Origin of the sequence: Paraburkholderia sp. IMGN_8, from assembly GCF_038050405.1 — a bacterium.
GTDB lineage: Bacteria > Pseudomonadota > Gammaproteobacteria > Burkholderiales > Burkholderiaceae > Paraburkholderia.
This window is the reverse complement of sequence record NZ_CP150901.1, coordinates 93,659-116,864: the sequence shown is the minus strand read 5'-3', so window position 1 is coordinate 116,864 and position 23,206 is coordinate 93,659. Positions and strand designations below refer to the sequence as shown.

Sequence of the window (23,206 nt, the reverse complement as noted above, 5' to 3'; positions counted from 1 at the left end):
CTCTTGTTCCCTCAAAGCTGCCATCAACGGCAGTCTGTACCCAGGTTCACGATGCACGCTTCGGGCGCAGCCTCTGCGATCTGCTGAACAGCACCATCGCAATGCCGCCGAGGATCGCCGCGGAGGCGGCAGCCAGGCGCGGCGTGATCGCTTCCGACAGGAACACCACGCCGCCAAATGCAGCAATCAACGGCACCGACAACTGTACGGTGGCGGCTCGCATTGCGGAAAGCTTGCTCAGCGCGGCATACCAGATGACATACCCGATGCCCGACGTGAGTGCACCGGAGGCAATGGCCAGGGCGACCCCGGCCGCGTTCGCATAAGCCTTGGCGACGAAAAGCAAACTCAGCACGAGGGCGAGCGGCGCCGCCCGTGCGAAGTTGCCTGCCGTGGCGGCTAACGGATCGGCCACGCCGCGACCGCGTAGCGAATACACGCCCCACGCCACGCCAGCGATCGCCATCAACGCAGCACCGAGTGGCGGTGGCGCAGCGACACCCGGCGACACCAGGTAGACGAGCCCCGCGACAGCCAGAGTGAGACCAAGCCATGCGATGGATCCGAACATCTCGCCCGAGCGCAAGCCCCCGCCTAGCATTGTCAATTGAACCGCGCCGAACAGAATCAATGCGCCCGTTCCAGCGGACAAGCTTAGATATGCGAAGGAGAAGAACGCGACGTACGCAAACAGCATGGCCGCAGCGCGCCAGTCGGCATGGCGGGGCGAGGACCGTTCCGATCTGAAGCGCACGATGACAGCGAGCGCGATCGCGCCAGACACCAGCCTGATGCTGGCGAAGCTGGCCGGATCGATGCCGCGTTGCTGCAAGGCGAGTCGGCACAACAGTGAATTGCCAGCGAAGGCAAACATCGCCGCCGCGGTCAGGACGATCGTCTGAAAGGTGGGCAAGCCGCTGCGCTCTTCATCCATGGCTCGCCACCAGAACGACGGCCCAGGACAGCAGTACGACACCGAGCGGCTTGCCGAGACGCCGGCCCCAGGGAACGTTCTTTTCGATCGCCATCACGGCCGCGAGCAGGAGCATCCAGCCGAGGCTGCCGGCGCCGAGTGCGAACATCAATAGCATCAGCGCCCAGCAGCATCCGACGCAAAACAGGCCGTGCTGCACACCAAGCACGAACGCGTGCCGCGCTTGCGCATGCCCACGCCAGTGCTCGATAACGAAACTCAATGGCGTGCGGCACTTTTCCAGGCACTGGTACTTGAGCCGGCTGAACTGAAATGCGCCGGCCAACGCAATGGTCGCGGCGCCGATCAGCCAGCCGTGCCAGGCCAATGTGGGTGCGCTGGCGAGCAGGGACAGCACTGCACTGTGAAGCGCATGCGCCAGGAGCCCGAAGGCGCCCCACACCGTCATGTAGCCGAGAACGAGCAGCATGAGGAGGCGCCCATGATCCGGGCGCTGGGCCGTCAACCGGTCGAAGATGTTGAACAGCGGCAAGATGGTGGGCAGCATCATGGCCGCAGTCATGACTATCCATGCCGCGGCGTAGAGCACCACGGGCACGATCAAATCGCCGCCAGGAACGGCATGGCACAGAAACGCCGCCGGTCCTGACGCTGTCCAGTCGCCGTGCTCGAGATAGCGTCCATACGGGCTGCGCGCCCATGCCCACAACGTCAACCACGCGAGCGCTATCAGCACGGCCAGGACCGGCAAGAACACGTGATAGTGGCGCGAGGCGCTGGGCGGCAGCGCGCCTGGCGTCGGGCTCATGCGTCGAAGACGAACGTGCTCTGCAGGGCGTTGTGGTTCTTGATGTCGAGGTCGATGCCGAGGGCGGCGTTTTTGGATCGATAGCTCGGGGCCTTGCCGACAAACACTGGCGCCCCCGGTACCGTCGAGAATACCGTGTCGGAGAGGGTGGTCTGCCCGCCGGTCGCGCCGAGATAGGGCTCGAGTTCGGCGTAGTAGTTCGTGCCGATCTCGAGTTCGCCCTTGCCTGCGACTACCGTGAAGCGGATCGGCGCCCGCTCCACCGAGACGACCTCGCCGATGAGCTTGGCGAGTTCGGCGACGGGTCCGCCGGCCTGCCCGGTGTACACCTTCAGCAGTGCCTCTTCCTGCGCCTTGGAGGCCTGGTCGTCGATGTAGATCGCGGCAGTCCAGTTGCCTTGCAGGATGTTGCCGGGTATATGAGCCACGGCTGCGATGGTCGTGCCGCCCACATCGACACCTTCGATCGTTCCCTTGTCTACGTGCCACGCGACAATGGTGTCGCAGGTGCCGTTGTCAGGATCCTCGCCGATCCAGCAGGGGCATAGGACATTGCAGTTACATACCTCTAGCAGACGACCTTCCAGGTGATAGCTCATACGGACCTCCGTTGAAGGCACGCGCACACCCACTTGTTGCCGCGGTTCGCGGCGACGGTGCACGCGTCATTTTCCGAGAAACAATATGGCTTTTCTGTGCTGTAGGCCTCAGCCGGACAATCATTATTGGAAGCATAGCTAATCTAATCTATCTATCAAGCTCTCAAGCGGGACACGCCAAAGCGCGCCCCTTATGTCAGACGTTTTTACCGCTTCTTCGTCGCACCGAGGTAGAAAAGTGGACTTTTTGCGCGCGCTGCTGTTTGAGCGCGTGAGCGCAGCAATGTTCGTGCGGTAGCGCTCGTGCGTGCCGACTCCAGCGCGTATACGATATCTAGATGGACATGGAGGTCGGTCATGAGCACGGCTGCCAGTTTTCATATCGGCTACACGCAATATCTTGGCCCCGACGGCGAGCCTGCTCAGCCGTTGCCTGCGTTTGCGCAGGACCCGACAGCGCTGCTTCCGCTCTATCGCGCGATGGTGCTGACGCGGGCGTTCGACACGAAGGCGGTTGCACTGCAACGTACCGGCAAGCTCGGCACCTTTGCGTCGTCGGTCGGGCAGGAGGCGATTGGCGTCGGCGTCGCCAGCGCGATGCAGCCCGACGACGTGCTGTTTCCTTCCTATCGCGATCACGCCGCGCAATTGCTGCGCGGCATCACGATGACGGAAAGTCTGCTCTATTGGGGCGGCGACGAACGCGGCAGCGACTTCAGCGTACCCCGCCACGATTTCCCGAATTGTGTGCCGATCGGCACGCAGGTGTGCCATGCCGCCGGCGCGGCGTACGCGTTCCAGCTGCGTCACGAGCCGCGCGTCGCGGTAGCGATCTTCGGCGACGGCGGCACGTCCAAAGGCGACTTCTACGAGGCGATGAACATGGCCGGCGTCTGGCAGGCGCCGCTTGTGCTCGTGGTCAACAACAACCAGTGGGCGATTTCGGTGCCGCGCAGCCACCAGAGCGCTGCGCAAACGCTCGCGCAAAAAGCGATCGCCGCGGGAATCGACGGGCTTCAGGTCGACGGCAACGACGTGATCGCGGTGCATCATGTGGTCCACGCGGCGCTCGCCAAGGCGCGTCGCGGTGATGGCCCGACGCTGATCGAAGCGCTCAGCTATCGCCTTGGCGATCACACGACAGCCGACGACGCGACGCGCTATCGCGACTCCGAGGTCCTCAGCAAGCAATGGGAATACGAGCCGCTGCTGCGGTTGCGCACATACCTGACGCGCATGAACGTCTGGGACAAAGCGCAGGACGAGCAACTCGGCCGCGCGTGTCTTGCGCAGGTCGAGCAGGCCGTCGACGCGTATCTGGCGATACCGCCGCCGGACACTTCCGCCATGTTCGATCACCTGTACGAGACCTTGCCGCCGGCGATGCGCGAGCAACTGGCAATGGCACAGCGTTTCGCACCGACTACGGGGAATCGCCATGGCTGACCTCAACATGGTCGAGGCGCTCAATCAGGCGCTCGCCTACGAACTGGCCCACGACCCGGCCGTCGTGCTGCTCGGCGAGGATATCGGCGTGAACGGCGGCGTGTTTCGCGCGACGGTCGGGTTGCAGGCTCGATTCGGCGCGCAGCGGGTGATCGATACGCCGTTGGCCGAAACGGCGATTGCCGGCACTGCGATCGGCATGGCGGCGATGGGCCTGAAGCCGGTCGCGGAGATGCAGTTCAGCGGGTTTATCTATCCGGCCATCGATCACATTCTGAATCATGCGTCGCGTCTGCGGCATCGAACACGCGGACGGCTCACATGCCCGCTCGTGATCCGCGCGCCTTGCGGCGCAGGTATTCACGCACCGGAGCATCACTCCGAAAGCCCTGAGGCATTGTTCACTCACATACCCGGACTGCGTGTCGTGACGCCCTCCTCGCCGGCACGCGCATACGGTTTGCTGCTCGCGGCGATCCGCGACCCGGACCCGGTGATCTTCTTCGAACCGACGCGACTGTACCGGCTCTTCAGGCAACCGGTGGAGGACAACGGCGAAGCGCTGCCGCTCGACAGCTGCTTCACGCTGCGCGATGGGTCCGACGTTACCCTGGTGAGTTGGGGCGGCGCGGTGCAGGACGTGCAGGCCGCGGCCGATCTGCTCGCGCAGGAAGGCGTGATGGCCGAGGTGATCGACGTGGCGACGCTCAAGCCGCTCGACATCAACACCATTCTTGCGTCCGTGGCGAAAACCGGCCGCTGTGTGATCGTGCACGAGGGCTCGCGCACCGGAGGGGTGGGCGCGGAGATTGCCGCCAACATCGCCGAGCGCGGACTTTACTCGCTGCTCGCGCCGGTGCAGCGCGTCACCGGATATGACGTGGTGGTGCCGCTGTACAGACTCGAGAATCAATATATGCCGGGCACAGAGCGCATCGTCGCCGCGGTCAGGCAGGCTCTGGAGGCGTCGTGAGGCCATGAAAATCTTCAAACTGCCCGATCTCGGCGAAGGCTTGCAGGAAGCGGAGATCGTCGAGTGGCACGTCAAGAGCGGCGAAGAGATTCGCACGGATCAACCGCTGTTGTCGGTCGAAACAGCCAAAGCGATCGTCGAGATTCCATCGCCTCAATCCGGCCGCGTCGCGAAGCTGTTCGGACAGCCAGGCGACATCGTGCATCTGGGCGCGCCGCTCGTCGCCTTCGAAGGAGCGGACGACGAAGCCGATGCCGGCACCGTGGTCGGCCATATGGAGGTCGGCCAGCATGTCGTGCAGGAAGCGCCGGCGGCGTCAGGCGGCGGCATGGGCGCGGGTGCCGGCGTGATCAAGGCGATCCCGGCGGCGCGAGCGCTCGCGCGCAAGCTGGATGTCGATCTGGCGATGGTGACGCCATCGGGTCCGGAGGGTGTCATCACGGCGGCCGACGTGCAGCGCGTCGCGAAGGTACTTGCCGAACTCGGGCCGCCCGAAGTGCTGCGCGGCGTACGGCGCGCCATGGCGCAGAACATGGCGCGCGCGCAGAGCGAAGTGGCTGCGGCGACCGTCATCGACGATGCCGACATTCATGCGTGGCCGCCACATACCGATGTCACGATCCGCCTGATCCGCGCGCTGGTGGCAGGATGCCGCGCCGAACCGGAGCTCAACGCATGGTTCGACGGACATACGGGACGGCGCCACGTGCTGCAGAAGATCGATCTTGGCATCGCCGTCGATTTGCCGGACGGCCTCTTCGTGCCGGTGTTACGCAACGTTGCGCAGCGCGACCCGGCGGATCTGCGCGGCGGGCTCGACCGGATGCGTGCCGACATCCGGGCACGCAAGATTCCCCCGGACGAACTGCGCGGCAATACGATCACGCTGTCGAACTTCGGCATGATCGCCGGTAAATATGCGGCTCCCGTGGTGGTGCCACCGACTGTCGCGATTCTCGGAGCAGGCCGCATTCACGAGCAGGTCGTGGCGGCAGCCGGCGTTCCCGCCGTGCACCGGATCTTGCCGCTGAGTCTGACGTTCGATCATCGAGTTGTTACGGGCGGTGAGGCGGCGCGCTTTCTTGCCGCCACCATTACGGATCTGCAGATGGCAGAGTAGCGGTGTTCCTCTGCGAAGTTCAGGCGCACCATGCGCGACGAGTCATCCGAGCCCGACTGCTCGCGCGATCATGAACACCCCTGCCCCGACGACGACGACTCCGATGGCTCGCGCGACGCGCTCACCGGCTGGTACGAGACGTTCGACAGTGATGGCTGCCGTCACGAGCGCCATCGCACGCAGATCCATGATCCCGACGACGAGCGAAATCACCGTCAAGCCGGCACAGCAGCAACTGCAGTGGACGCCGAGGCGCAAGCCGTGCCGCCAGGCCGTGCCGGCGTCCGCCTGCAATGTGCGGCCGCACCCCGGCGCCGCCTGGCAGCAGGCAAGGTGATGTGCCTTCCACGCGGTGAACTGGAGCGCGCCGCCGATCAGGATGACCACACCCACTGCGATCGGAACGGCGCGCGCCAGCGCCGGGACCTGCATCTCGAACGCAGTCAGCGCGGCGCCCAGCGCAAAGGCGATCATGCCGAACGCGGTCCACACGACGAAGTACCCCACGCCCACCAGCACGGTCAGCCGAGCGAGGCGCGTCTCGCCTGTCCTGCCGACGGCCCGGCGATAGCGCCACAGCATGGGTGTGAGAGATGGCAGCATCATCGCTGTCATCATCACGATCCACATGCCGAGGAACGACGCCGCGACGCCGGACCACGTCTGCCCGCACATCCGCATCCACGCCATCGACATCGTCCAGCCGCCGGGCATCGGCATCCCGCCCATCGCCGACATGGACGCGCACCAGACGATCGTCATCGCTGCGCTAGCAGCGAAGAGCAGCGCCGAGACGCCGAAGAAGGCTCGCTGGGAAACCCCACTTCGCGAGATCTCCCGTCCACCGGTTGCGCTAACGTCACCCATGACCCGGCTCAACCTTTGTCGTACTCGTCGTGGCGTTTCCACCAGACGCCTGTCTCGTTGCGCCCCTTGGGAGCGCGATCGAGCCACTGGTACATGCCCCAGATGCCGTCCACGCCGCGCGCATAGGTGGAATACGTGTGGTAGACGACGCCGTCCTCGAGTACGAACGTGCTCAAGCCCGGCCTATCGCGCGTATACGTCGCCACGTCGGTTCCGCAGGTGGCCGCGAACCGGGCGACCGGCTCCGGGACCTGGGTCGTCGCATCCATTGCGTGGCCGCCGCGCTCGTAGTTGTATTCGATGCTCCCTTCGCGCTGTTGCGCCTCCGTGAACGCGATGTTGAAGTCGAAATTGAAGTCGCTGCCGTATGAGGACGCCCAGGGAAACGTCCACCCCATCCGACGTTTGTACGCTTGCAGCTTCGCAAGCGGCGCACGCGATACCGCCGAAAGTGTGACGTCGTGGTTCGCCAGGTGCACGACGAAGCCGTCGAACCCGTCCGCGATCGCGGAGCACGAGGGGCACCCCGCCTTGTAGTCGGGCCCGAACATGAAGTGGTAGACGAGAAGCTGCGAGCGCCCTTTGAAGAGGTCGGCCAGCGAGGCGCTTCCTTCATCGGTCTCGAATCGGTACTCCTTGTCAATTCGAACCCAGGGCAAGGCCTGCCGCTGCCGGACCAGCTCGTCGCTCTGCCGCGTCAGCGCCTTCTCCGCCTCGAGCAGCTCGAGCCGTGCTGCCAGCCACGCTTCACGTGACCCGGTCATGTGTGTCGTCATCATGCTTTCCTCCGTTAGGTGTCCTTCGTCGTTCGTTCAGCTTTCGATACGACGTACGGGTTGGTGGCCGTGCTAGATTAGTACCGGGCATCGAACGGTGGGAGTGACAAGTGTGGCGCGATTTAAATAGACCATGGACTCGCTGATCACGGCCGCGGCGCGTGCGCTCGCAGCGGGGGACCCCCTCGGCGCGCTGAACCGGGTCGCCTTGCGCGACGACGCGCCCGCGCTCGCGCTTCGCGGCATCGCAATGGCGCAGCTCGGCGATTTCGTTCGAGCAAAGGCCCTCGTACGAAGCGCGGCGCGCGCCTTCGGCCCGAAAGAGGCGGTGGCCCGCGCGAGATGTGTGGTCGCCGAGGCCGAGATCGCGCTCGTCTCGCGCGACCTGAGGTGGCCTGAGAAGGCGCTCGACGCAGCGCGCGCGACGCTCGAAGCGCACGGCGACCGCGTGAACGCCGCACATGCCCGATATCTCCAGGTCCGGCGCCTCCTCCTGATCGGGCGCCTCGACGAGGCCGAGCACGCGCTCGCCGAGCTCGCCCCCGCGCCTTTACCACCCGCGTTGAGGGCCGCCCACGAACTGGTCGTTGCAGGGATCGCGATGCGTCGCCTCCGGACCAGGACTGCGCGTCCCGCGCTCGCCCGGGCCGAGCGCGCGGCGCGCCACGCAGGTATCCCGGCGCTGACGGCGGAGGTCGAAAGCGCATCCCTCGTCCTGAACACACCCGCTGCGCGCCTGATCGCATCTGGCGAAGAGCGGCTCCTCCTGCTCGAAGAGGTCGAAGCCTTACTGGCGTCGAGGGCGCTCGTCGTGGACGCGTGCCGTCATGTCGTGCGTGACGCAGGCACGGTGGTCTCGCTCGCCACGCGTCCGGTGTTGTTCACGCTCGCACGCGCGCTGGGCGAAGCGTGGCCGGCAGACGTGCCGAGGGACACGCTCATCGCGCAGGCGTTCCGGGCGAAGCACGCCGATGAATCGCATCGCGCTCGGCTGCGAGTCGAAGTCGGGCGGCTTCGCACGATGCTTCGGACGTTGGCCGGCGTGAGCGCGACGAAGCGAGGGTTCGCGCTGGTGCCGCGCCGCGCACACGAGGTCGTCGTGCTGGCGCGGCCGGTTGAAGGAGAGCATGCGGCGGTGCTCGCCTTCCTCGCCGACGGCGAGTCGTGGTCGAGCTCGGGTCTGGCGCTCGCGCTTGGCGCCAGCCAGCGCACCGTGCAGCGGGCACTCGACTCGCTGGCGGAAGCAGGCAAGGTGCAGTGGTTTGGCCGCGGGCGGGCGCGTCGCTGGATGACCCCGCCCGTGCCGGGATTCACGACGACCTTGTTACTCCCCGCTCCACTGCCAAGTGATTAGGATGGGAGCACGAATCGTCCAACACCCAATTTCCAGGATGGAACCATGAAACGATCAACGGCTGAAATCGTCCGTGAATATGGACCCTTTCCGGGTGTCGACCACGTGCATGGCGTCACCTATGACGGCCAGCAAGTCTGGTTTGCTACCGGAAACAAGCTGAACGCCCTCGATCCGGCGAGCGGGAAGACGCTGCGCTCGATCGATGTCGCCGCGCATGCAGGAACGGCCTTCGACGGCCAGTACCTGTTTCAGATCGCCGAGGATCGCATCCAGAAGATCGATCCGCAGACCGGCCGTGTGCTTTCCACGATTCCGACGCCCGGCGGCGGCGGTGACTCGGGGCTCGCGTGGGCCGAAGGGACGCTCTGGGTGGGGCAGTATCGGGAGCGGAAGATCCATCAAATCGATCCCCAAACAGGAGCGATTCTTCGCACCATCGAGTCCAACCGATTCGTCACCGGGGTCACCTGGAGCGACGGAGAGCTCTGGCACGGCACCTGGGAAGGTGACGAGAGCGAATTGCGGCGAATCGATCCTCGAACCGGAGAGGTCCGGGAGGCGCTCGAAATGCCGCCGGGCGTGGGCGTATCGGGGCTCGAGGCCGATGGCGGCGATCAGTTCTTCTGCGGCGGCGGAAGCAGCGGGAAGTTGAGAGCCGTCCGCCGACCCAAGTGAGGCTCCGGGATCCCCGACGACTCCACGAGCAAGTAGCCGGCAAATAAGCGGCAATTCACGGCGATGCCGCCGGGCGGATCGACGTGGAGATATCGCGGCTGACTGTGGCGAAGGCCCGGCTGTAAGCAGCCACCACCGCGTCGTAGCCGGCGCCGGCACAGGGCTCGCGCACGGTGCTGCGACCGCTGATCGGCGCACGTTTGCCGGGCGGCGACACCGACCACAACGCATCGACCGTGACCGCGTCGCCGAGCGTGGCGTCAAAGCGCTGGACGTCGATCTGCACACGATAGACCGCGGCCTGATCTCCGGCCATCGGGTAGGACGACACGCGCGGGCTGTTCAGTTCCTGTGCGACATTAGCGGCAATCACACGCGGGATCTGGCTCTTCAATGAATCCGCCCAGCGGGCGAATTCATCGATCGTCACCTGATTGGCGCTGGCGCGAACCACGATCTGCGGCCGGTCGACGAGTTCGGGCACGGTGACCGAACCGATCAGGACAGTGATCGGCATAGCAGGAGCTGTACTTTCGCCTCGCGCTTGCGGGCTTAGTGTGTAGAAGGTGGCCTTTGGCGAGGCACAACCGGCCAGCGTCGCGACAGTCAGCGCAATTGCGAACGGTAAGGATAGGCGCATCACTTGTTATCCCCCTGTTTGCCGCGTATCAGTGCCTCAGGATGACGTTCGAGGTAATCCGCCAGCGTGCGGAACGCCGCCGCAGTGCGCGCGAGTTCACGCATCGCATCGGTGGTGCCCTGCTGCAACTGCGAGTTCGGCTGCAACGCACCGTTCGCCGAGTCCAGCGCCGTCTGCGCGGCGGCGAGCGTGTTCCGAGCCTGCGGCATCACCTCCGTGCGCAACTGTTTGAGAAGCGAATCCGCATCCGCCAGCGTCTTTTGCGCGTCCTTGCCGATCCCTTCGAACGGGATCTTGTTCAGCTTGGCCACCAGACTGGTCACCGAATCCTGCAGCGATTGCAATCCGCCAGGTATGGTCGGAATTTCCGGCGGGTTCGCGCTCCAGTTCATCTCGGCTTTGGGCGCAGCGGGGAAAAAGTCGAGCGCGACATATAACTGCCCCGTCAACAGGTTGCCGGTTCGCAGCTGCGCGCGCAGGCCGTGTGCGACCAGCCATTCCGCCATCTGGTGGGGATTCGATGCGAGCCTGCCTCCGGCCTCGCCCGACTGGTAACGTGAAGTGAAGCGCTCTGGATAAAGGTGAATTTCCACCGGAATGCTGAACAGCTTCCTGACTGGATCGAAGCGCGTATAGATCGCTGCCACCTCGCCCACCACGATGCCGCGGAAATCGACCGGTGCACCGACCGTCAACCCCCGCACCGAGTCGTTAAAATTGAATACGTAGGTATCGACGATGCGGTCATGGCGCTTCATCGCCTCCGCACGATCGTGGAACAGCATAAATTCGGTACGAACGGCAGCCTCCGGCTGACCGGTCGTCTCATCCGGCGTCTGGAACGCGAGCCCGCCGATCAGGATTGCGACCACCGATTGCGTATTGACCTTGACGCCGTCAGTCCCCAGGGACACATCGACGCCGCTTGCATGCCAGAACCGCGTATCGCTCTGCACGTACTTGTCATAAGGCGCGTTGATGAAGACCCGCAGCGTGACACCCCTGCCGTCCGCGTCGAGCGAATACGAGGTGATCTGTCCGACCTGCAGGCGTCTGAAGAAGACGGGAGAGCCGACATCGAGCGAGCCCATATCCTCGCTCTTCAGCACGAACTCCCGCCCCGGCACGCCACTGGCGAAAACTGGCGGCGACTCGAGTCCGACATAGTCGCGCCGCGACTTCGTCGAGGTTCCCAAATCCATGCCAATGAACGAACCGGACAGCAGCGTGCCGATCCCCGATACCGTGCCCCCGGAAATGCGCGGGCGCACGACCCAGAAGCGCGTATCGTCGACCAGCATGTTCGAAGCGTCCTTGACAAGCTCAGCTGTCGCGACGACGCTGCGGTGGTCCCTCGACAAGGTCACGCTTTTGACCACGCCAACGTCCACGTTCTTGAACTTGATCTTGGTCTTACCCGCTTCGAGACCTTCGCCGGTCGCGAAGCTGATGGTGACCGTCGGCCCTTGTTCGAGGACGGCCTTCACGGCCAGCCAGCCGCCGATCAGCACCGCAATGATCGGCACCAGCCAGACGATCTGCATGCGCCAGCGCGAGCGGGGCGTGGCCACCGCTTCGGGGAGATCGGGTGGCTCCGGACGCTCGGGAGGATTAGCCATGATGAGCCTCCGTCGCGTCCCAGATCAGACGCGGGTCGAACGACATGGCCGCGAACATCGTCAGCACGACCACCGCGCCAAACGCAACGGCGGCCGGCCCAGCCTGGATCGTCGCGAGCGCACTGAACTGCACGAGCGCAACGAGAATGGTGATGACGTAGATATCGAGCATCGACCAGCGGCCGACGAGTTCCACCAGCCGGTAGATGCGGGTTCGTTGCTGCAACAGCGTGGTCGAGCGCCATTGCGCGGAAATCACGAGGTACACGAGCGCGATGATCTTGAGCATCGGCACAGCGATGCTCGCGATAAACACCACAGCGGCGAGCGGCCATGACCCCGAGGTCCACAGATAGACGACGCCGCTCAGAATCGTGTCTTTCTCGGAGCCGAACAGCGAACTCGTGTTCATCACCGGCAACACGTTGGCGGGGATGTACAGCACCATCGCGGCAATCAGAAACGCCCAGGTACGCGCGAAACTCTCGGGTTTGCGTGCGTGAAGATGCGCGCCGCAGCGCGGACAGTTGGCGTCGTGCAGATGGGGGGTCGAATGCACCAGCAGCCCGCAGCTGTGGCAACTCAGCAGACCGCAACGCATTGCCGTGGGTGCGGATGAAGTTGTGGCCTCATGCAGATCGGCAGCAGAACCGTGGCGCTCGCCCATTCGCTGCCAGAGCGCACGCGCATCGAATGCCGCATTGGCCGCCGCCAGCAGCAACATCAGCGCGCCGAACGACCATAACGCGACGCCCGGTACGACGCTCGCAATGTGTGCCAGTTTGACGAGCGCAACCAGCATGCCGAGGATCAGGACCTCGGTCATTCCCCAAGGCCGCGCCAGATGCATCATGTGAAAGACAATGTCGGCCCGGTACGGCCGGCGGTGAAGCCACAGCGGCACCAGCAAATACGTCATGGTCGCCATTTGCAGCAGCGGCATCAGGAACGTCGTCGCGAACACCAGTCCCGCAAGCGGCCACATGCCATCGTTGTACAGAATGCGAACGGCACCCAGTAAAGTCGTCTCCACGAGGTCGCCGTTGACCGCCAGGCCGACAATCGGATACAGGTTACTGATCACGAACAGCACGCCCGATGCGAGCGTAAAAGCCAACGCCCGGTCGATGCTGTCCGCATGAGCGCGATACAGTTCCGCATGGCATCGGCAGCAGCGCAGCACGCCGTCACGCGGCAACGCCGTTTCGCGTTGCAGCAGATCGCATTCGTGGCAAGCGATGAGACGCGCGGTTGTCGCTGGCGTGATCGCTGGGGCTGTCATTGCGGCTGCTCCGTCGCGGCTTCATTCTTTCCACGAACCGCAGCGCCCTGTTGCATCACCTGGCCGGTCATGCCCTCGGCCTGTACAACCCACCCGCCGCCCATTGCCTTGTAGAGACCAATCAGCGAGTTGAACACCACGCCGTTGGTTTGCGTATAGCCGAGTTGCGCGTTGAAGAGACTGCGCTCCGCGTCCAGCACCTCGATGTAACTCGTGTAGCCGCCTTCGTAACGCAGCCTTGCCAGCCGTGAATAGGTGCGCAATGCATCCACCTGACGCCCTTGCACGACGAGCTGCTCGCGTGACTTTTGCAGGGCGATCAGCGCATCGTCGACTTCCTGGAACGCCACCTGGATGGACTTCTCATACTCGAATAGCGCCTGTTGCTGCTGCGCTTCCGCCTGCTTTACCTGACCACTGATACTGCCCGCGGTAAAGATCGGCACCGTCAGCGAGCCGGCATACGACCAGACGCGAGCGGGACTGGTGAACAGTTTCGAGAACTGCCCGCTGACCGATCCAAACAGACCGGTCAGCGAAATTGACGGAAAGTACAGCGCGCGCGCAGCGCCGATCAATGCATTAGCGGCGATCAGGTTCTGCTCAGCCTGCAGCAGATCGGGGCGGCGCTCGAGCAGGTCGGACGGCAGACCCGCCGGTACAGCCGGCACTGCCAGTTCGGTCAGTTCGCGGCCACGCAGGATCGAACCGGGATTGCGGCCGAGCAGGACCGAGAGGGCATCCTCCTGCTGGGCAATCTGCGTCTCGATCTGCGGAATCGTCGCGAGCGACGCCTCGTATTCCGACTGGCTTTGCGCGAGCTCCATCTGCGATACGTCGCCGCCTGAAAACCGTGCCTGGAAAACTTTCACCGAACCGGCGCGGCTGTCTGTCGTCGCCTTGGCGATCGTCAGTTGCGCATCGAGATCGCGCAGATTGATGTAGGCGGTGGCAACCGAGGCGACCAGCGACAGGATCGTCGCGCGGCGGCCCTCCTCGCTCGCCAGCAGGCTCGCGCGCGCCGATTCGGTCTCACGCCGCACCCGGCCGAACAGGTCGATTTCCCATGCGACCATTAACGGCGCCTGAAACTCGTTGAATACCGGGCCGACGCCGGGCGGCAACGGTGTCGGCCCGGCCTGCGAAGCACGCTGGCGAGAGGCGTCGAAGCCGGCGCTGAGCTGCGGAAACAGTGCCGAGCGGGTCGTGACGAACTGCCCGAGGAACTGGTCGACGCGAGCGGCAGCGATCTTCACATCCTTATTGTCCGTAAGCGCGGCCAAAATCAGATCGTTCAACACCGGGTCCTGAAATTGCTCCCACCAGCGCGTATTGGCGACGTCGACCGCTTCGCTGGTTGCGAAGCGATAGGTTGCGGGTGTCGCCACGTTTGGCCGCACGTAATCGGGGCCTAACAGACAGCCGCCCAGTGCCAGCACCAAGGGCAATGCAGGCACCAGACGCAGCAGGGACGCTCGGCCGCGCATGTCAGTCGTCCTCACGCCGAGCGGACGGCGTGATCGCCGGGCCGCCGGAACCAGGTGGCGTGCCGGGCCCTTGCCCCTCGGCTCCGCCGCTCGCCCCCGGGGTCTTCTTGCCGCCGCTCTTTTCCGACATCGATTCGAGCACGTAGAAGAACATCGGGATAAAGAACACGGCGATCACTGTCGCGCCGAGCATGCCGCCAATCACACCTGTGCCGATCGAATGCCGGCTGTTGGCCGACGCCCCCAACGCAATGGCAAGCGGCACGCAGCCGAGGATGAACGCGAGCGACGTCATCACGATCGGCCGTAACCGTTCGGTCGCCGCCGTGACAGCGGCGTCGTACACCGACTCGCCCGCTTCGCGGTTCAGCACCGCGAACTCGAAAATCAGGATCGCGTTCTTCGCAGCGAGTGCGACCAGCATCGTCAGCCCGATCTGGAAGTACACGTCGTTCTCGAGGCCGCGCAGCAGGATCGCGAGCAGCGCGCCGAAGAGTGCGAACGGCACGGCCATCAACACACCGAATGGCAGGCTCCATTTCTCGTATTGCGCCGCGAGAATCAGGAACACCATCACAAGGCCAAATACAAATACCAGCCCCGACGTGCTGCCCGACTGCCGCGCCTCGAAGGCCTCCCCGCTCCAGCCGACGCCATAGCCTGCCGGCATGACCTCGTCTGCCACGTCCTCGAGCGTCGAGATGACCTGCCCGGAGCTGTAGCCCGGCGCGCCGTTGGCGGTGATCTTGACGGCCGGAAAGTTGTTGAAGCGCGTGATGAGGTCCGGTCCGGTGACGTACTTCGACGTCACCACGGCCTTGAGCGGCACCATGTTGTTCGTCTTGCTGCGCACATAGAGCTGGTTGAGATCCTGCGGCGTGAGCCGGTATGCCGGCTCGGCTTGCAGGATGACCTGCCACAGCCGGCTCGACCGGTTGAACTGCGACACGTACAGCGAGCCGAACATCGTCTGCATCGCGCTATACACCTCTTCGATCGGCACGCCGAGTGTTTCCGACTTGTCCCGATCCACATCGACCAGCAACTGCTGCGCGGACGCATTGAAGGTCGAGGTCACGCGCGCCAGTTCGGGCCGTTTTTTCGCCTTTTCCAAGAAGTCTTGCACCACACCCGCGAGCTGCGCGATGGTCGCGTCGCCTTTGCTCTGAATCCACATCTCGGTGCCGCCCGTCGTACCGAGCCCCGGAATCGACGGCGGATTGACCGGCAGGATGATCCCCTCCTTCACTTTCGAGAGGTTCTCGTACGCGCCGATCAGCACGGCCCGCGCGTTTTGCGTCTTGATGTTGGCGAACTTGTAGCGTTCGTCGAAACCCTTGAAGCCGATAAAAAATGCGCCCGCATTGTTCTTGTTCTGGCTGTCGAGCAGGCTGAAGCCGTCGATCACCGTCACGCTGCTTACCGCCGGCTGCTTCATGAAGTAGTCGGTGACATGCTGCGAGACTTCGCCGGTGCGATCGAGGCTCGCCGCGTCCGGCATGATGACTGCACCGAGCAGGTAGCCCTGGTCTTCGGGCGGCAGGAATGACGTGGGGATCGTGCGCATCATGACGACCGCCAGCGCGATCATCCCGACAAACAGCAACAGCGCGACCACGAAGCGCTTGATGACCAGTTTGACGACGTTCGTATAGCTGTTCGTCATCCTTTCAAAGCGGTTGTCGAACCATCTGAAAAAGCCGCGTTTTTCATGGTGGCCCGGCTTGAGCAGCAACGCGGCCAGCGCCGGCGAGAGTGTCAATGCGACCACGCCTGAGAAAATCACCGAGATCGCGATCGTGATCGCAAACTGCTTGTACAACTGGCCCGTGATGCCGCCAAGAAACGCCACCGGCACGAACACCGCGCACAGCACGAGCACGATCGCGACGACCGGGCCCGCGACTTCGTCCATCGCCCGTTTGGCGGCGTCTTTCGGGCTCAGCTTGTGCACAGTCATGTTCCGCTCGACGTTCTCGATCACGACGATCGCGTCGTCCACCACAATGCCAATTGCCAGCACCATGCCGAACAGCGTCAGCATGTTGATCGAGAAGCCAAGCGCGAGCATCCCCATGAAGGTGCCAAGGATCGACACCGGCACCGCCAGCACCGGAATCAGCGTCGCGCGCAGGCTTTGCAGGAACACGAACACGACGACCACGACCAGCACGAGTGCCTCGAAGAACGTGTGGACGACATCCGAGATCGACGCGCGGGTGAAATCGGTCGTGTCCATCGCGATGCTGTAATCAAGGCCCTCCGGAAAGCTCTTCTTCATCTCGGTGAGCGTCGCGTGGACCTGCTTCGACACGTCGAGCGCGTTGGCGCCAGGCTGCTGATAGACCGCGATGACGGTGGCCGGCTTGCCTTGATAGCGGCTGCGGATCGAATAATCCTTCTGGCCAAGCGCCGCGCGGCCGACGTCCTTGAGCCGCACGATCGCCGCGTCGCCGTTCGCCGCGCGAATGATGATGTTGTCGAATTCGGCAGGCTCGCTCAGGCGGCCGGTGGTCGTGACCGCAAACGACTGCTCGACCGGCGCGCCAGTCGGCGACTGGCCGAGGCGGCCGACGGCGAATTGCTGGTTCTGGTTGGCCACCGCCCGTTGCACGTCGCCCGCCGTAATGCCCAGTTGCGCCATCCGATCCGGCTTCAGCCAGATCCGCATCGCGTAGTCGGGCGTGCCGAAGATGCTCGACTGGTTGGCGCCCGGAATGCGCTTGAGCGCATCGAGCACGTAGATGTTCGCGTAGTTGGCGATGTAGGTGGCGTCGTAGCGGTCGGTCGGTGAAAAGATCGCGATCACCATCATGAACGCAGACGATTTCTTCTGCACCTGAATGCCTTGCGACTGCACCGACGACGGTAGTTGCGGCAGCGCCAGGTTCACGCGGTTCTGCACGTCTACCTGCGCGAGCTCCGGGTTGGTGCCGATCTGAAAGTACGCGTTGACGGTCAGGTTGCCGGTCGACGAACTCGACGAGTTCATGTAGATCATGTTGTCCGCGCCGTTCACCTGCTGCTCGATCGGCGCAGCCACGTTGTTGGCCACCACGTCGGCGCTCGCCCCCGGGTAGTTGGCGGAGATCGTGATCTGCGGCGGCGTGACGTCCGGGTACTGCGCGATCGGCAGATTGAACATCGCCACGGCGCCGCCGAGCGTGATGACAATCGATATCACCGACGCGAAGATCGGGCGCTCGATGCAGAAGTGAGAGAGATTCATGTCGCTGGCCGGCTCACTTCGCCGCCGTAGTGTCAGCTGTGCGCTCCCCGGCCTTTCCTGCTCCGCTCGCCGGCGCCTCGGCTGCGGCAGGTGCCGCGGGCGCTGCCGGGGCGGCGACGATCTTCAGCGGCGTATCGGCGGCAACGCGGATCGCACCATCTACGACCACCTTTTCGCCCGGCTGCAATCCCTGCGAGATGAACCAGTCGTCGCCGTGCCACTCGCCGACCTCGACTACCCGTTGATGCGCCTTCGAATCGCTGTCGACGACCCACACGAAGTGACTTTTCGCGCCCTGCAAGACCGCGCGTTGCGGCACGAGAATCGCGTTCGGGCGCGTGGCGCCGGACACCCGCGCACGGACAAACTGCCCGGGGCGCAGCGTGCCCTTGGGGTTCGCGAACGATGCACGAACGAGGAACGTACCGGTTTGCGTGCTGAAGGCCGGATTGGTGAAGTCGATATGGCCACGGTCCGGGAACTCGGTGCCGTCGGCCATAATCACCGTCACTTCGAAGTTGTTATTGGCTGGAAACCGCAGACGGCCTTTGCTGGTCTCGTCGCGGTATTTCAGCAATTCGTTCTCTGAGATGCTGAAGTTGACCCACATCGGATCGAGCTGATAAACGTAGGTCAGCAGTCCCGTGGCGGCGGCCGTGACATAGCTGCCGTCCTGCTGTCTCGCGAAGCTCGACAAGCCGGTGAGCGGAGATTTGATTGTTGTGTAGCTGAGGTTTAGCTGGGCGGTTTGCACCTGTCCTTGCGCGGCGATCACCGCGGCTTCCGCCTGCTTTTCATTGCCGGTCGCGTCGTCGAGGTCCTTCTTGCTCACGGCGTTCTGCGCGGCCAGCGGGATCACGCGGGCGAGGTTCGCCTTCGTGACGCCGAGCCGCGCCTGCTGTTGCGCAAGCTCGCCTTTTGCGGTTTGCAGCGCGGCCTCGAATGGTTTGGGGTCCATTAGAAAGAGCGTCTGCCCGGCATGCACCAGTTGCCCTTCGGTATAGACCCGTTTGTCGAGAAAGCCGTCGACGCGCGCGCGAATCTCGACTTCGCGGGAGCTCTGCGTTTGGGCGGTAAATTCGAAATCGACCGGCGTATCGCGCTGCGCGATCTGCATCACGGTGACTTCGATCGGTCCGGCTGTGGGCAGCGTAGGCGCTTTGTGACAGGCGACGCACAGTGCAAGCATGGCAAACGCGAGACGTGACCATTTCCTGCTCATGGATGTCTCTCCTGTCTCGATCGATGTCTACTGGACCGTGTAGCCGCGCCCGGTCATGCACGCAGCAACTGCGCGATTGAATGTCGCCATCTGCTGAGACGTCTGTTGCTGACCCGCTTGCTGCTGTTCGGCCGCAGCCTGGTTGGCTCGACGCTGACGCATGCCGCCGCCCGCCGTCCCGGTCACTGCGCCAATCGCCGCGCCCTTTCCTGCGTTGCCCGCGATGGCGCCCACCGCCGCGCCCACAGCCGCGCCGCCGGCTGCGCCCTTGAGCGCTCCGCCTTGCTTCGGCTGAGCGCCCGGCTGACCGGATTGCTGGGCAATCGCGACCGGATCCACGCCGGTCGTCTGCTTCGCCCATAGCTGGCATTCGGCGGTATCCGTGTTTTGCTTCTCCGCGCTCTGCCCCTTGGCCGGATAGATGATGGGCTGCTGCGCGGCGGCCGCGAATGTCAGCACCCATACCACCAAACCAATTGCGACTCGCTGCATTCGTTGCATGGCTTGAGGTCCTCAATGTTCTACGGTCGACCTGTTTACTGGCTACTGGCGGTCAATGTCCGCGCAACGCGCGCACGATTTCCCGGCTCCCCCGAGCACGTTTCCCGATCGCGCGCCTGGCGCGGCGAGCATTACCGCGGCGATTCGCTTCAGAGCATCGGGCGCTATGACTGCGCGAGGATATTGCGCACTTCACTGGTCAAACTTGACAATTCTCTGTCCCTGAACGCCCAGACCGGCCATCAAGCCCTGCTGGCCAAAAATGAACGCATAGACATCTGATTTCAACGTCGTAGTTGTCATCGATTTGGCCATCCCTGCATCCACCACCACGACGCTCGGTCCCACACCAACGGACAATCCAGTGCCGCTCGTGAGCTCAGTGATTGCCGGGTCGGTCATTAAAAACATCGCCTCCGAAAAGGTTTGTGCGCCTGCTTGCAACCCGTATGAAAGTCCGCGCACTCTGTAGTACCCAAGGATCCTGCCGTCCGGACTAAACATCACGCCCTTTCCACCTTGCGCACCGACTAGCAACCCAGCCTTGACGATGCTCGGAAACACGACGACGGCTTTCGCCTGGTATTGGAGATCTTTCGCCTTCGGGGTGCTGTCGAAGAGTTGCTGCAGGGCCTCACGTGCTTGCGCGTCTAACTCGGGGTCCCCACCCGTGGCAACAGTCGGGTTCGTCGAACACGCCACGGCAAACAGAAAGAGGGGAACCGCGAGAATTAGCCGAAGGTACTTGATCATGATGCGTGCTCCATTCAGAAATTGACACCACGGTGCGTAACGCGTTTCCGCCTCGAATTCTTCTCAGGCAACGTGAATAGTGGTGTTTGCGTCCCGTTAAAACAATTGGCCTTTGGTCCCATATCGTCTGAATACGCAAGCGCACGGGCTTGCGCTACGGCGGCTGATCGCCTTCAAGGGCAGCGCGTACTGTCTTGACGAACAGTTCGTCGTTGAACGGCTTGCGCAAGTAGGCAACCGCGCCGGCTGCGAGCGCGTGCTCGCGCACGCCGATGTCGTCGTGGGCGGTGATGAAAATGACAGGTATGCCACTGCCGGCCAGGCGTCGCTGGACTTCCAGTCCGTTCAGCCCTGGCATCTGCACGTCGAGAATCACGCAGTCAGGGCGATACGACGGCATGGACGACAGGACATCGAGAAACGCGTCGCCACTTGCGAACGTTTCGGCGGCGATTCCGATTGAGCGCAACAGTCTCTTGATCGCTCGGCTCACCGATTCATCGTCATCAACGACAACAACGAATGGTTTGAGTTTTCCCATTGTGAGTAGTCCGGTGTCCGGGAATGCACGCGCAAGCGCATTCCCCCATACGACAGCCTATGAGTCAGACAGGTTTGCCGATATTGGACCTTGGTCCCGAATGGACACCGGAAAGCGAAGCGCGCTGGCACGGAGCGCCATGCGTGCCAGATTGCCGCTGCTTAGCGCGATGCGCGTGTTTCAGCAGCACCGCCAAGACCGGCCTTGTCTGCGACGCGAACGAGCTCGGCGAGCGAAGTGACTTCCATCTTCGCCATCACGCGTGCGCGATGCGCCTTGATCGTTTTTTCGACCGTACCCAATTCGCCGGCGACCTGCTTGTTCAGACGGCCGGTCACGACGAGCGCCATCACCTCCCGCTCGCGAGGTGTCAGCCGTCCGAGACGCACACGGATTGCATCCAGTTCACGGTTGACGGCGTACGTTTGCGCCACGCGCTCGAACGCCTGTCCGATCGCACGCAGCAGATCGGTATCACGCACCGGTTTCGGCAGGAAATCGGTTGCCCCCGCCTTCATTGCTCCTACTGTCATGGGGATGTCCCCGTACCCGGTGATGAAAATGATCGGCAGCGCCGCATTGAGCTCGCGCTGCAGTTCCAGACCGCTGAGATCCGGCAATTGAATATCCAGTACCAGGCACGCAGGGCAGGTGTCGGCGCGCATCCTGTCGAGAAATGCCCGTGCCGAACCGAATGTCTCCACCCGATAGCCGGCGGACTGGATCAAACGCGCCAGTGCACGGCGCACAGCATCGTCGTCGTCGACGACGAACACGAGCGAATCAGAATCTGTCATGGCCTGTATCGCGACTCGTCCTGACCCGTCGCAGTCGTATCCTCTGCGGGCAGGGTGACATAGAACGTCGCGCCTCGATCGGTGTTGTTTTCGGCCCAGAGTCGCCCGCGGTGCATGTCGATGATGGAGCGGCTAATCGACAATCCCAAACCGAGCCCCTGGGGTTTTGATGTAAAGAATGGCTTAAAGATCTTGTCGAGCTTGTCGGAAGTCAGTCCATGGCCCCGATCGCGAACGGCGATGCAGACCATGCCGTTGTTCTCGGGCCGGAGCGTCACGGAGACCACACGCTCGAGCGGCGGCACATTGCTCATCGCATCGAATGCGTTGAGCAGGAGATTGAGGATGACCTGCTGCAGCTGCACCTTGTCGCCGCGCACCGGCGGCAGATCGCCGTCGATGTCGAGTGTTACGCGCATTCCGCGCACAATCGCGTCGCTGTGCACCAGAAGGACCACGTCACGGATCACTCCCGCGAGGTGGAGTGGCGCGACCTCCAGGTCGCCTTTCTTGACGACCGCACGAATGCGCCGAATCACTTCGCTTGCGCGGTAGTCATCCTGAACGATGTCGTTCAGGATCTCCCGAACCTCACCCAGATCGATCGGATCAGTAGCCATAAACCGCTGCGCGGCCTGCACGTTGCTCAGGATTGCGGTAAGCGGCTGGTTCAACTCATGGGCTAGCGATGAGGCTAACTGGCCCATGGTGGACACCCGCGTCAGATGCGCGAGCTCCTGGCGGTTGCGGTGTAACTCATATCGATCCGTCCGGTCGATGATGAATGCGAGCGTTACGTTGTCGTTGTCGAAGCGAAATGCACTAAGGCCGATTTCCACGGGAAACTCCGTGCCGTCCTTGCGCCGCGCAGACATTTCGTGCGAAGGCACGATGCCGCGGGATTGCTGTAACGCGGACGGGTCTGCCCCAAAGGGGGCGTTGCTGTCGAAATGCAGGTCAGGCACCAGTAGTTCGACAGGTTTCCAGATCAATTCGCCATATTCGTATCCGAACAGCCTGGCAGTTTGCAGATTGACCATCACCATCTGGCCATGCTCGCCCAGCATCAGAATCGCAAACGGCAATAGCGCCAGTGCCTCGCGAAAGTAACGCTCACCGCTCCCTCGCTCGACCGCGCCTGCGTGTACACCCGCCAGGCCCACCGATCGTCCGCCGCTCTCGGAGAGCTCCCGGTGAACGACTCTCGCGGAAGCCGTGGTGCGGAGTCGCTCTGCAAATGGATGCCCGGCGCGAGTCCCACGCTGCCCCGCTTCCGGCACAGGGGAAGCGTCCGCGACGCGAAGGTTCTCCGCGCGTGTCTCGCAGGTCTCTCCTGACGAACCTGCTTGCGCCAACGAGCCGAAAGGACTAGCCCTCCTGGCGATCGTCGACAAGCGTGCCCGCATCACACGCAGGCCGAGCATGGCGCGTTCGGCGTAAGGCACTGGCAGATGTGGCGGATTACGACTAGCGATCGATGCTGCTGCCCGGCGGCGTCGCGCCAGCACCGTCAGCAACCACAGGATGGCTGCCGTTTCCAGCACGACAGTGACTGGCATGACGATGCTCATGGCCGAACT

At 63.5% G+C, this 23,206-nt stretch carries 21 protein-coding genes; 5 read left to right on the top strand and 16 right to left on the bottom strand.

What is annotated here, in order from left to right:
* Window positions 1–46: 46 nt before the first annotated feature.
* Genes WN982_RS21690 through WN982_RS21680 form a run of 3 tightly spaced genes read right to left on the bottom strand, consistent with a single transcriptional unit; the run spans window position 47 to window position 2,341 of the window.
* Window positions 47–934, bottom strand: coding sequence for a DMT family transporter (locus WN982_RS21690; protein WP_341317751.1), 888 nt, complete (start codon window positions 932–934; stop codon window positions 47–49).
* Window positions 927–1,742, bottom strand: coding sequence for a DUF2182 domain-containing protein (locus WN982_RS21685; protein WP_341317750.1), 816 nt, complete (start codon window positions 1,740–1,742; stop codon window positions 927–929). The genes WN982_RS21690 and WN982_RS21685 overlap by 8 nt, the downstream gene beginning before the upstream one ends.
* A complete protein-coding gene (locus WN982_RS21680) occupies window positions 1,739–2,341 on the bottom strand; it encodes a DUF1326 domain-containing protein (protein WP_341317749.1) in 603 nt (200 codons plus the stop codon). Before WN982_RS21680 ends, WN982_RS21685 begins: the two co-directional genes overlap by 4 nt.
* A 357-nt stretch (window positions 2,342–2,698) precedes the next feature.
* On the opposite strand from WN982_RS21680, the gene pdhA reads away from it, so the two are divergent.
* The 3 genes from pdhA to WN982_RS21665 are packed head-to-tail and all read left to right on the top strand — an operon-like array spanning window position 2,699 to window position 5,880.
* A complete protein-coding gene (gene pdhA / locus WN982_RS21675) occupies window positions 2,699–3,787 on the top strand; it encodes a pyruvate dehydrogenase (acetyl-transferring) E1 component subunit alpha (protein ID WP_341317748.1) in 1,089 nt (362 codons plus the stop codon).
* Entirely contained in the window at window positions 3,780–4,760 is a 981-nt protein-coding gene (locus WN982_RS21670) for an alpha-ketoacid dehydrogenase subunit beta (protein ID WP_341317747.1), read from the top strand. The genes pdhA and WN982_RS21670 overlap by 8 nt, the downstream gene beginning before the upstream one ends.
* A gap of 4 nt (window positions 4,761–4,764) precedes the next feature.
* Window positions 4,765–5,880 carry a dihydrolipoamide acetyltransferase family protein gene (locus WN982_RS21665; protein WP_341317746.1) on the top strand — a complete coding sequence of 372 codons (1,116 nt, stop codon included), beginning with the start codon at window positions 4,765–4,767 and terminating at the stop codon, window positions 5,878–5,880.
* A gap of 42 nt (window positions 5,881–5,922) precedes the next feature.
* Here the strand turns inward: WN982_RS21665 and WN982_RS21660 are convergent, their stop codons facing one another.
* Complete coding sequence (locus tag WN982_RS21660) at window positions 5,923–6,747, bottom strand: DUF2182 domain-containing protein (protein ID WP_341317745.1); 825 nt, start codon at window positions 6,745–6,747, stop codon at window positions 5,923–5,925.
* Window positions 6,748–6,755: 8 nt separating this feature from the next.
* Complete coding sequence (locus tag WN982_RS21655; protein ID WP_341319593.1) at window positions 6,756–7,523, bottom strand: DUF899 domain-containing protein; 768 nt, start codon at window positions 7,521–7,523, stop codon at window positions 6,756–6,758.
* A gap of 133 nt (window positions 7,524–7,656) precedes the next feature.
* Between WN982_RS21655 and WN982_RS21650 the strand changes: the two genes are divergently transcribed.
* Together WN982_RS21650 and WN982_RS21645 are read left to right on the top strand one after the other, a co-directional pair.
* Window positions 7,657–8,877 (top strand): helix-turn-helix domain-containing protein, encoded by a 1,221-nt coding sequence (locus WN982_RS21650; protein ID WP_341317744.1) that lies wholly within the window; start codon window positions 7,657–7,659, stop codon window positions 8,875–8,877.
* Window positions 8,878–8,922: 45 nt separating this feature from the next.
* Complete coding sequence (locus tag WN982_RS21645) at window positions 8,923–9,555, top strand: DUF5074 domain-containing protein (protein WP_341317743.1); 633 nt, start codon at window positions 8,923–8,925, stop codon at window positions 9,553–9,555.
* Window positions 9,556–9,610: 55 nt separating this feature from the next.
* Here the strand turns inward: WN982_RS21645 and WN982_RS21640 are convergent, their stop codons facing one another.
* From WN982_RS21640 to WN982_RS21590, 11 genes are all read right to left on the bottom strand, one after another.
* Window positions 9,611–10,072, bottom strand: coding sequence for a PqiC family protein (locus tag WN982_RS21640; protein ID WP_341317742.1), 462 nt, complete (start codon window positions 10,070–10,072; stop codon window positions 9,611–9,613).
* A 122-nt stretch (window positions 10,073–10,194) separates the two neighbouring features.
* Window positions 10,195–11,814, bottom strand: coding sequence for an MlaD family protein (locus tag WN982_RS21635; RefSeq protein ID WP_341317741.1), 1,620 nt, complete (start codon window positions 11,812–11,814; stop codon window positions 10,195–10,197).
* Window positions 11,807–13,096 carry a paraquat-inducible protein A gene (locus WN982_RS21630; protein ID WP_341317740.1) on the bottom strand — a complete coding sequence of 430 codons (1,290 nt, stop codon included), beginning with the start codon at window positions 13,094–13,096 and terminating at the stop codon, window positions 11,807–11,809. Before WN982_RS21630 ends, WN982_RS21635 begins: the two co-directional genes overlap by 8 nt.
* Complete coding sequence (locus WN982_RS21625; RefSeq protein ID WP_341317739.1) at window positions 13,093–14,583, bottom strand: efflux transporter outer membrane subunit; 1,491 nt, start codon at window positions 14,581–14,583, stop codon at window positions 13,093–13,095. Before WN982_RS21625 ends, WN982_RS21630 begins: the two co-directional genes overlap by 4 nt.
* A 1-nt stretch (window position 14,584) precedes the next feature.
* Window positions 14,585–17,812 carry a multidrug efflux RND transporter permease subunit gene (locus WN982_RS21620; RefSeq protein ID WP_341317738.1) on the bottom strand — a complete coding sequence of 1,076 codons (3,228 nt, stop codon included), beginning with the start codon at window positions 17,810–17,812 and terminating at the stop codon, window positions 14,585–14,587.
* Between the two features lie 13 nt (window positions 17,813–17,825).
* Entirely contained in the window at window positions 17,826–19,001 is a 1,176-nt protein-coding gene (locus WN982_RS21615) for an efflux RND transporter periplasmic adaptor subunit (protein WP_341319592.1), read from the bottom strand.
* 60 nt (window positions 19,002–19,061) lie between these two features.
* On the bottom strand, window positions 19,062–19,535 hold the full coding sequence (locus WN982_RS21610) for a YMGG-like glycine zipper-containing protein (RefSeq protein WP_341317737.1): 474 nt from the start codon (window positions 19,533–19,535) through the stop codon (window positions 19,062–19,064).
* Window positions 19,536–19,727: 192 nt separating this feature from the next.
* On the bottom strand, window positions 19,728–20,288 hold the full coding sequence (locus WN982_RS21605; RefSeq protein ID WP_341317736.1) for a lipid-binding SYLF domain-containing protein: 561 nt from the start codon (window positions 20,286–20,288) through the stop codon (window positions 19,728–19,730).
* Window positions 20,289–20,442: 154 nt separating this feature from the next.
* Entirely contained in the window at window positions 20,443–20,829 is a 387-nt protein-coding gene (locus tag WN982_RS21600) for a response regulator (RefSeq protein ID WP_341317735.1), read from the bottom strand.
* Between the two features lie 161 nt (window positions 20,830–20,990).
* A complete protein-coding gene (locus WN982_RS21595) occupies window positions 20,991–21,626 on the bottom strand; it encodes a response regulator (RefSeq protein ID WP_341317734.1) in 636 nt (211 codons plus the stop codon).
* A complete protein-coding gene (locus WN982_RS21590) occupies window positions 21,623–23,197 on the bottom strand; it encodes an ATP-binding protein (RefSeq protein WP_341317733.1) in 1,575 nt (524 codons plus the stop codon). Before WN982_RS21590 ends, WN982_RS21595 begins: the two co-directional genes overlap by 4 nt.
* Between the last annotated feature and the right edge of the window lie 9 nt (window positions 23,198–23,206).

Coding starts and splice junctions, on each gene's coding strand:
- WN982_RS21600 (WP_341317735.1), bottom strand. CDS start 20,829: ATGGGAAAACTCAAACCATTCGTTGTTGTCGTTGATGACGATGAATCG.
- WN982_RS21610 (WP_341317737.1), bottom strand. CDS start 19,535: ATGCAACGAATGCAGCGAGTCGCAATTGGTTTGGTGGTATGGGTGCTG.
- WN982_RS21595 (WP_341317734.1), bottom strand. CDS start 21,626: ATGACAGATTCTGATTCGCTCGTGTTCGTCGTCGACGACGACGATGCT.
- WN982_RS21670 (WP_341317747.1), top strand. CDS start 3,780: ATGGCTGACCTCAACATGGTCGAGGCGCTCAATCAGGCGCTCGCCTAC.
- WN982_RS21625 (WP_341317739.1), bottom strand. CDS start 14,583: ATGCGCGGCCGAGCGTCCCTGCTGCGTCTGGTGCCTGCATTGCCCTTG.
- WN982_RS21635 (WP_341317741.1), bottom strand. CDS start 11,814: ATGGCTAATCCTCCCGAGCGTCCGGAGCCACCCGATCTCCCCGAAGCG.
- WN982_RS21620 (WP_341317738.1), bottom strand. CDS start 17,812: ATGAATCTCTCTCACTTCTGCATCGAGCGCCCGATCTTCGCGTCGGTG.
- WN982_RS21665 (WP_341317746.1), top strand. CDS start 4,765: ATGAAAATCTTCAAACTGCCCGATCTCGGCGAAGGCTTGCAGGAAGCG.
- WN982_RS21640 (WP_341317742.1), bottom strand. CDS start 10,072: ATGCCGATCACTGTCCTGATCGGTTCGGTCACCGTGCCCGAACTCGTC.
- WN982_RS21655 (WP_341319593.1), bottom strand. CDS start 7,523: ATGACGACACACATGACCGGGTCACGTGAAGCGTGGCTGGCAGCACGG.
- WN982_RS21685 (WP_341317750.1), bottom strand. CDS start 1,742: ATGAGCCCGACGCCAGGCGCGCTGCCGCCCAGCGCCTCGCGCCACTAT.
- WN982_RS21615 (WP_341319592.1), bottom strand. CDS start 19,001: ATGCTTGCACTGTGCGTCGCCTGTCACAAAGCGCCTACGCTGCCCACA.
- WN982_RS21645 (WP_341317743.1), top strand. CDS start 8,923: ATGAAACGATCAACGGCTGAAATCGTCCGTGAATATGGACCCTTTCCG.
- WN982_RS21690 (WP_341317751.1), bottom strand. CDS start 934: ATGGATGAAGAGCGCAGCGGCTTGCCCACCTTTCAGACGATCGTCCTG.
- pdhA (WP_341317748.1), top strand. CDS start 2,699: ATGAGCACGGCTGCCAGTTTTCATATCGGCTACACGCAATATCTTGGC.
- WN982_RS21605 (WP_341317736.1), bottom strand. CDS start 20,288: ATGATCAAGTACCTTCGGCTAATTCTCGCGGTTCCCCTCTTTCTGTTT.
- WN982_RS21680 (WP_341317749.1), bottom strand. CDS start 2,341: ATGAGCTATCACCTGGAAGGTCGTCTGCTAGAGGTATGTAACTGCAAT.
- WN982_RS21630 (WP_341317740.1), bottom strand. CDS start 13,096: ATGACAGCCCCAGCGATCACGCCAGCGACAACCGCGCGTCTCATCGCT.
- WN982_RS21590 (WP_341317733.1), bottom strand. CDS start 23,197: ATGAGCATCGTCATGCCAGTCACTGTCGTGCTGGAAACGGCAGCCATC.
- WN982_RS21650 (WP_341317744.1), top strand. CDS start 7,657: ATGGACTCGCTGATCACGGCCGCGGCGCGTGCGCTCGCAGCGGGGGAC.
- WN982_RS21660 (WP_341317745.1), bottom strand. CDS start 6,747: ATGGGTGACGTTAGCGCAACCGGTGGACGGGAGATCTCGCGAAGTGGG.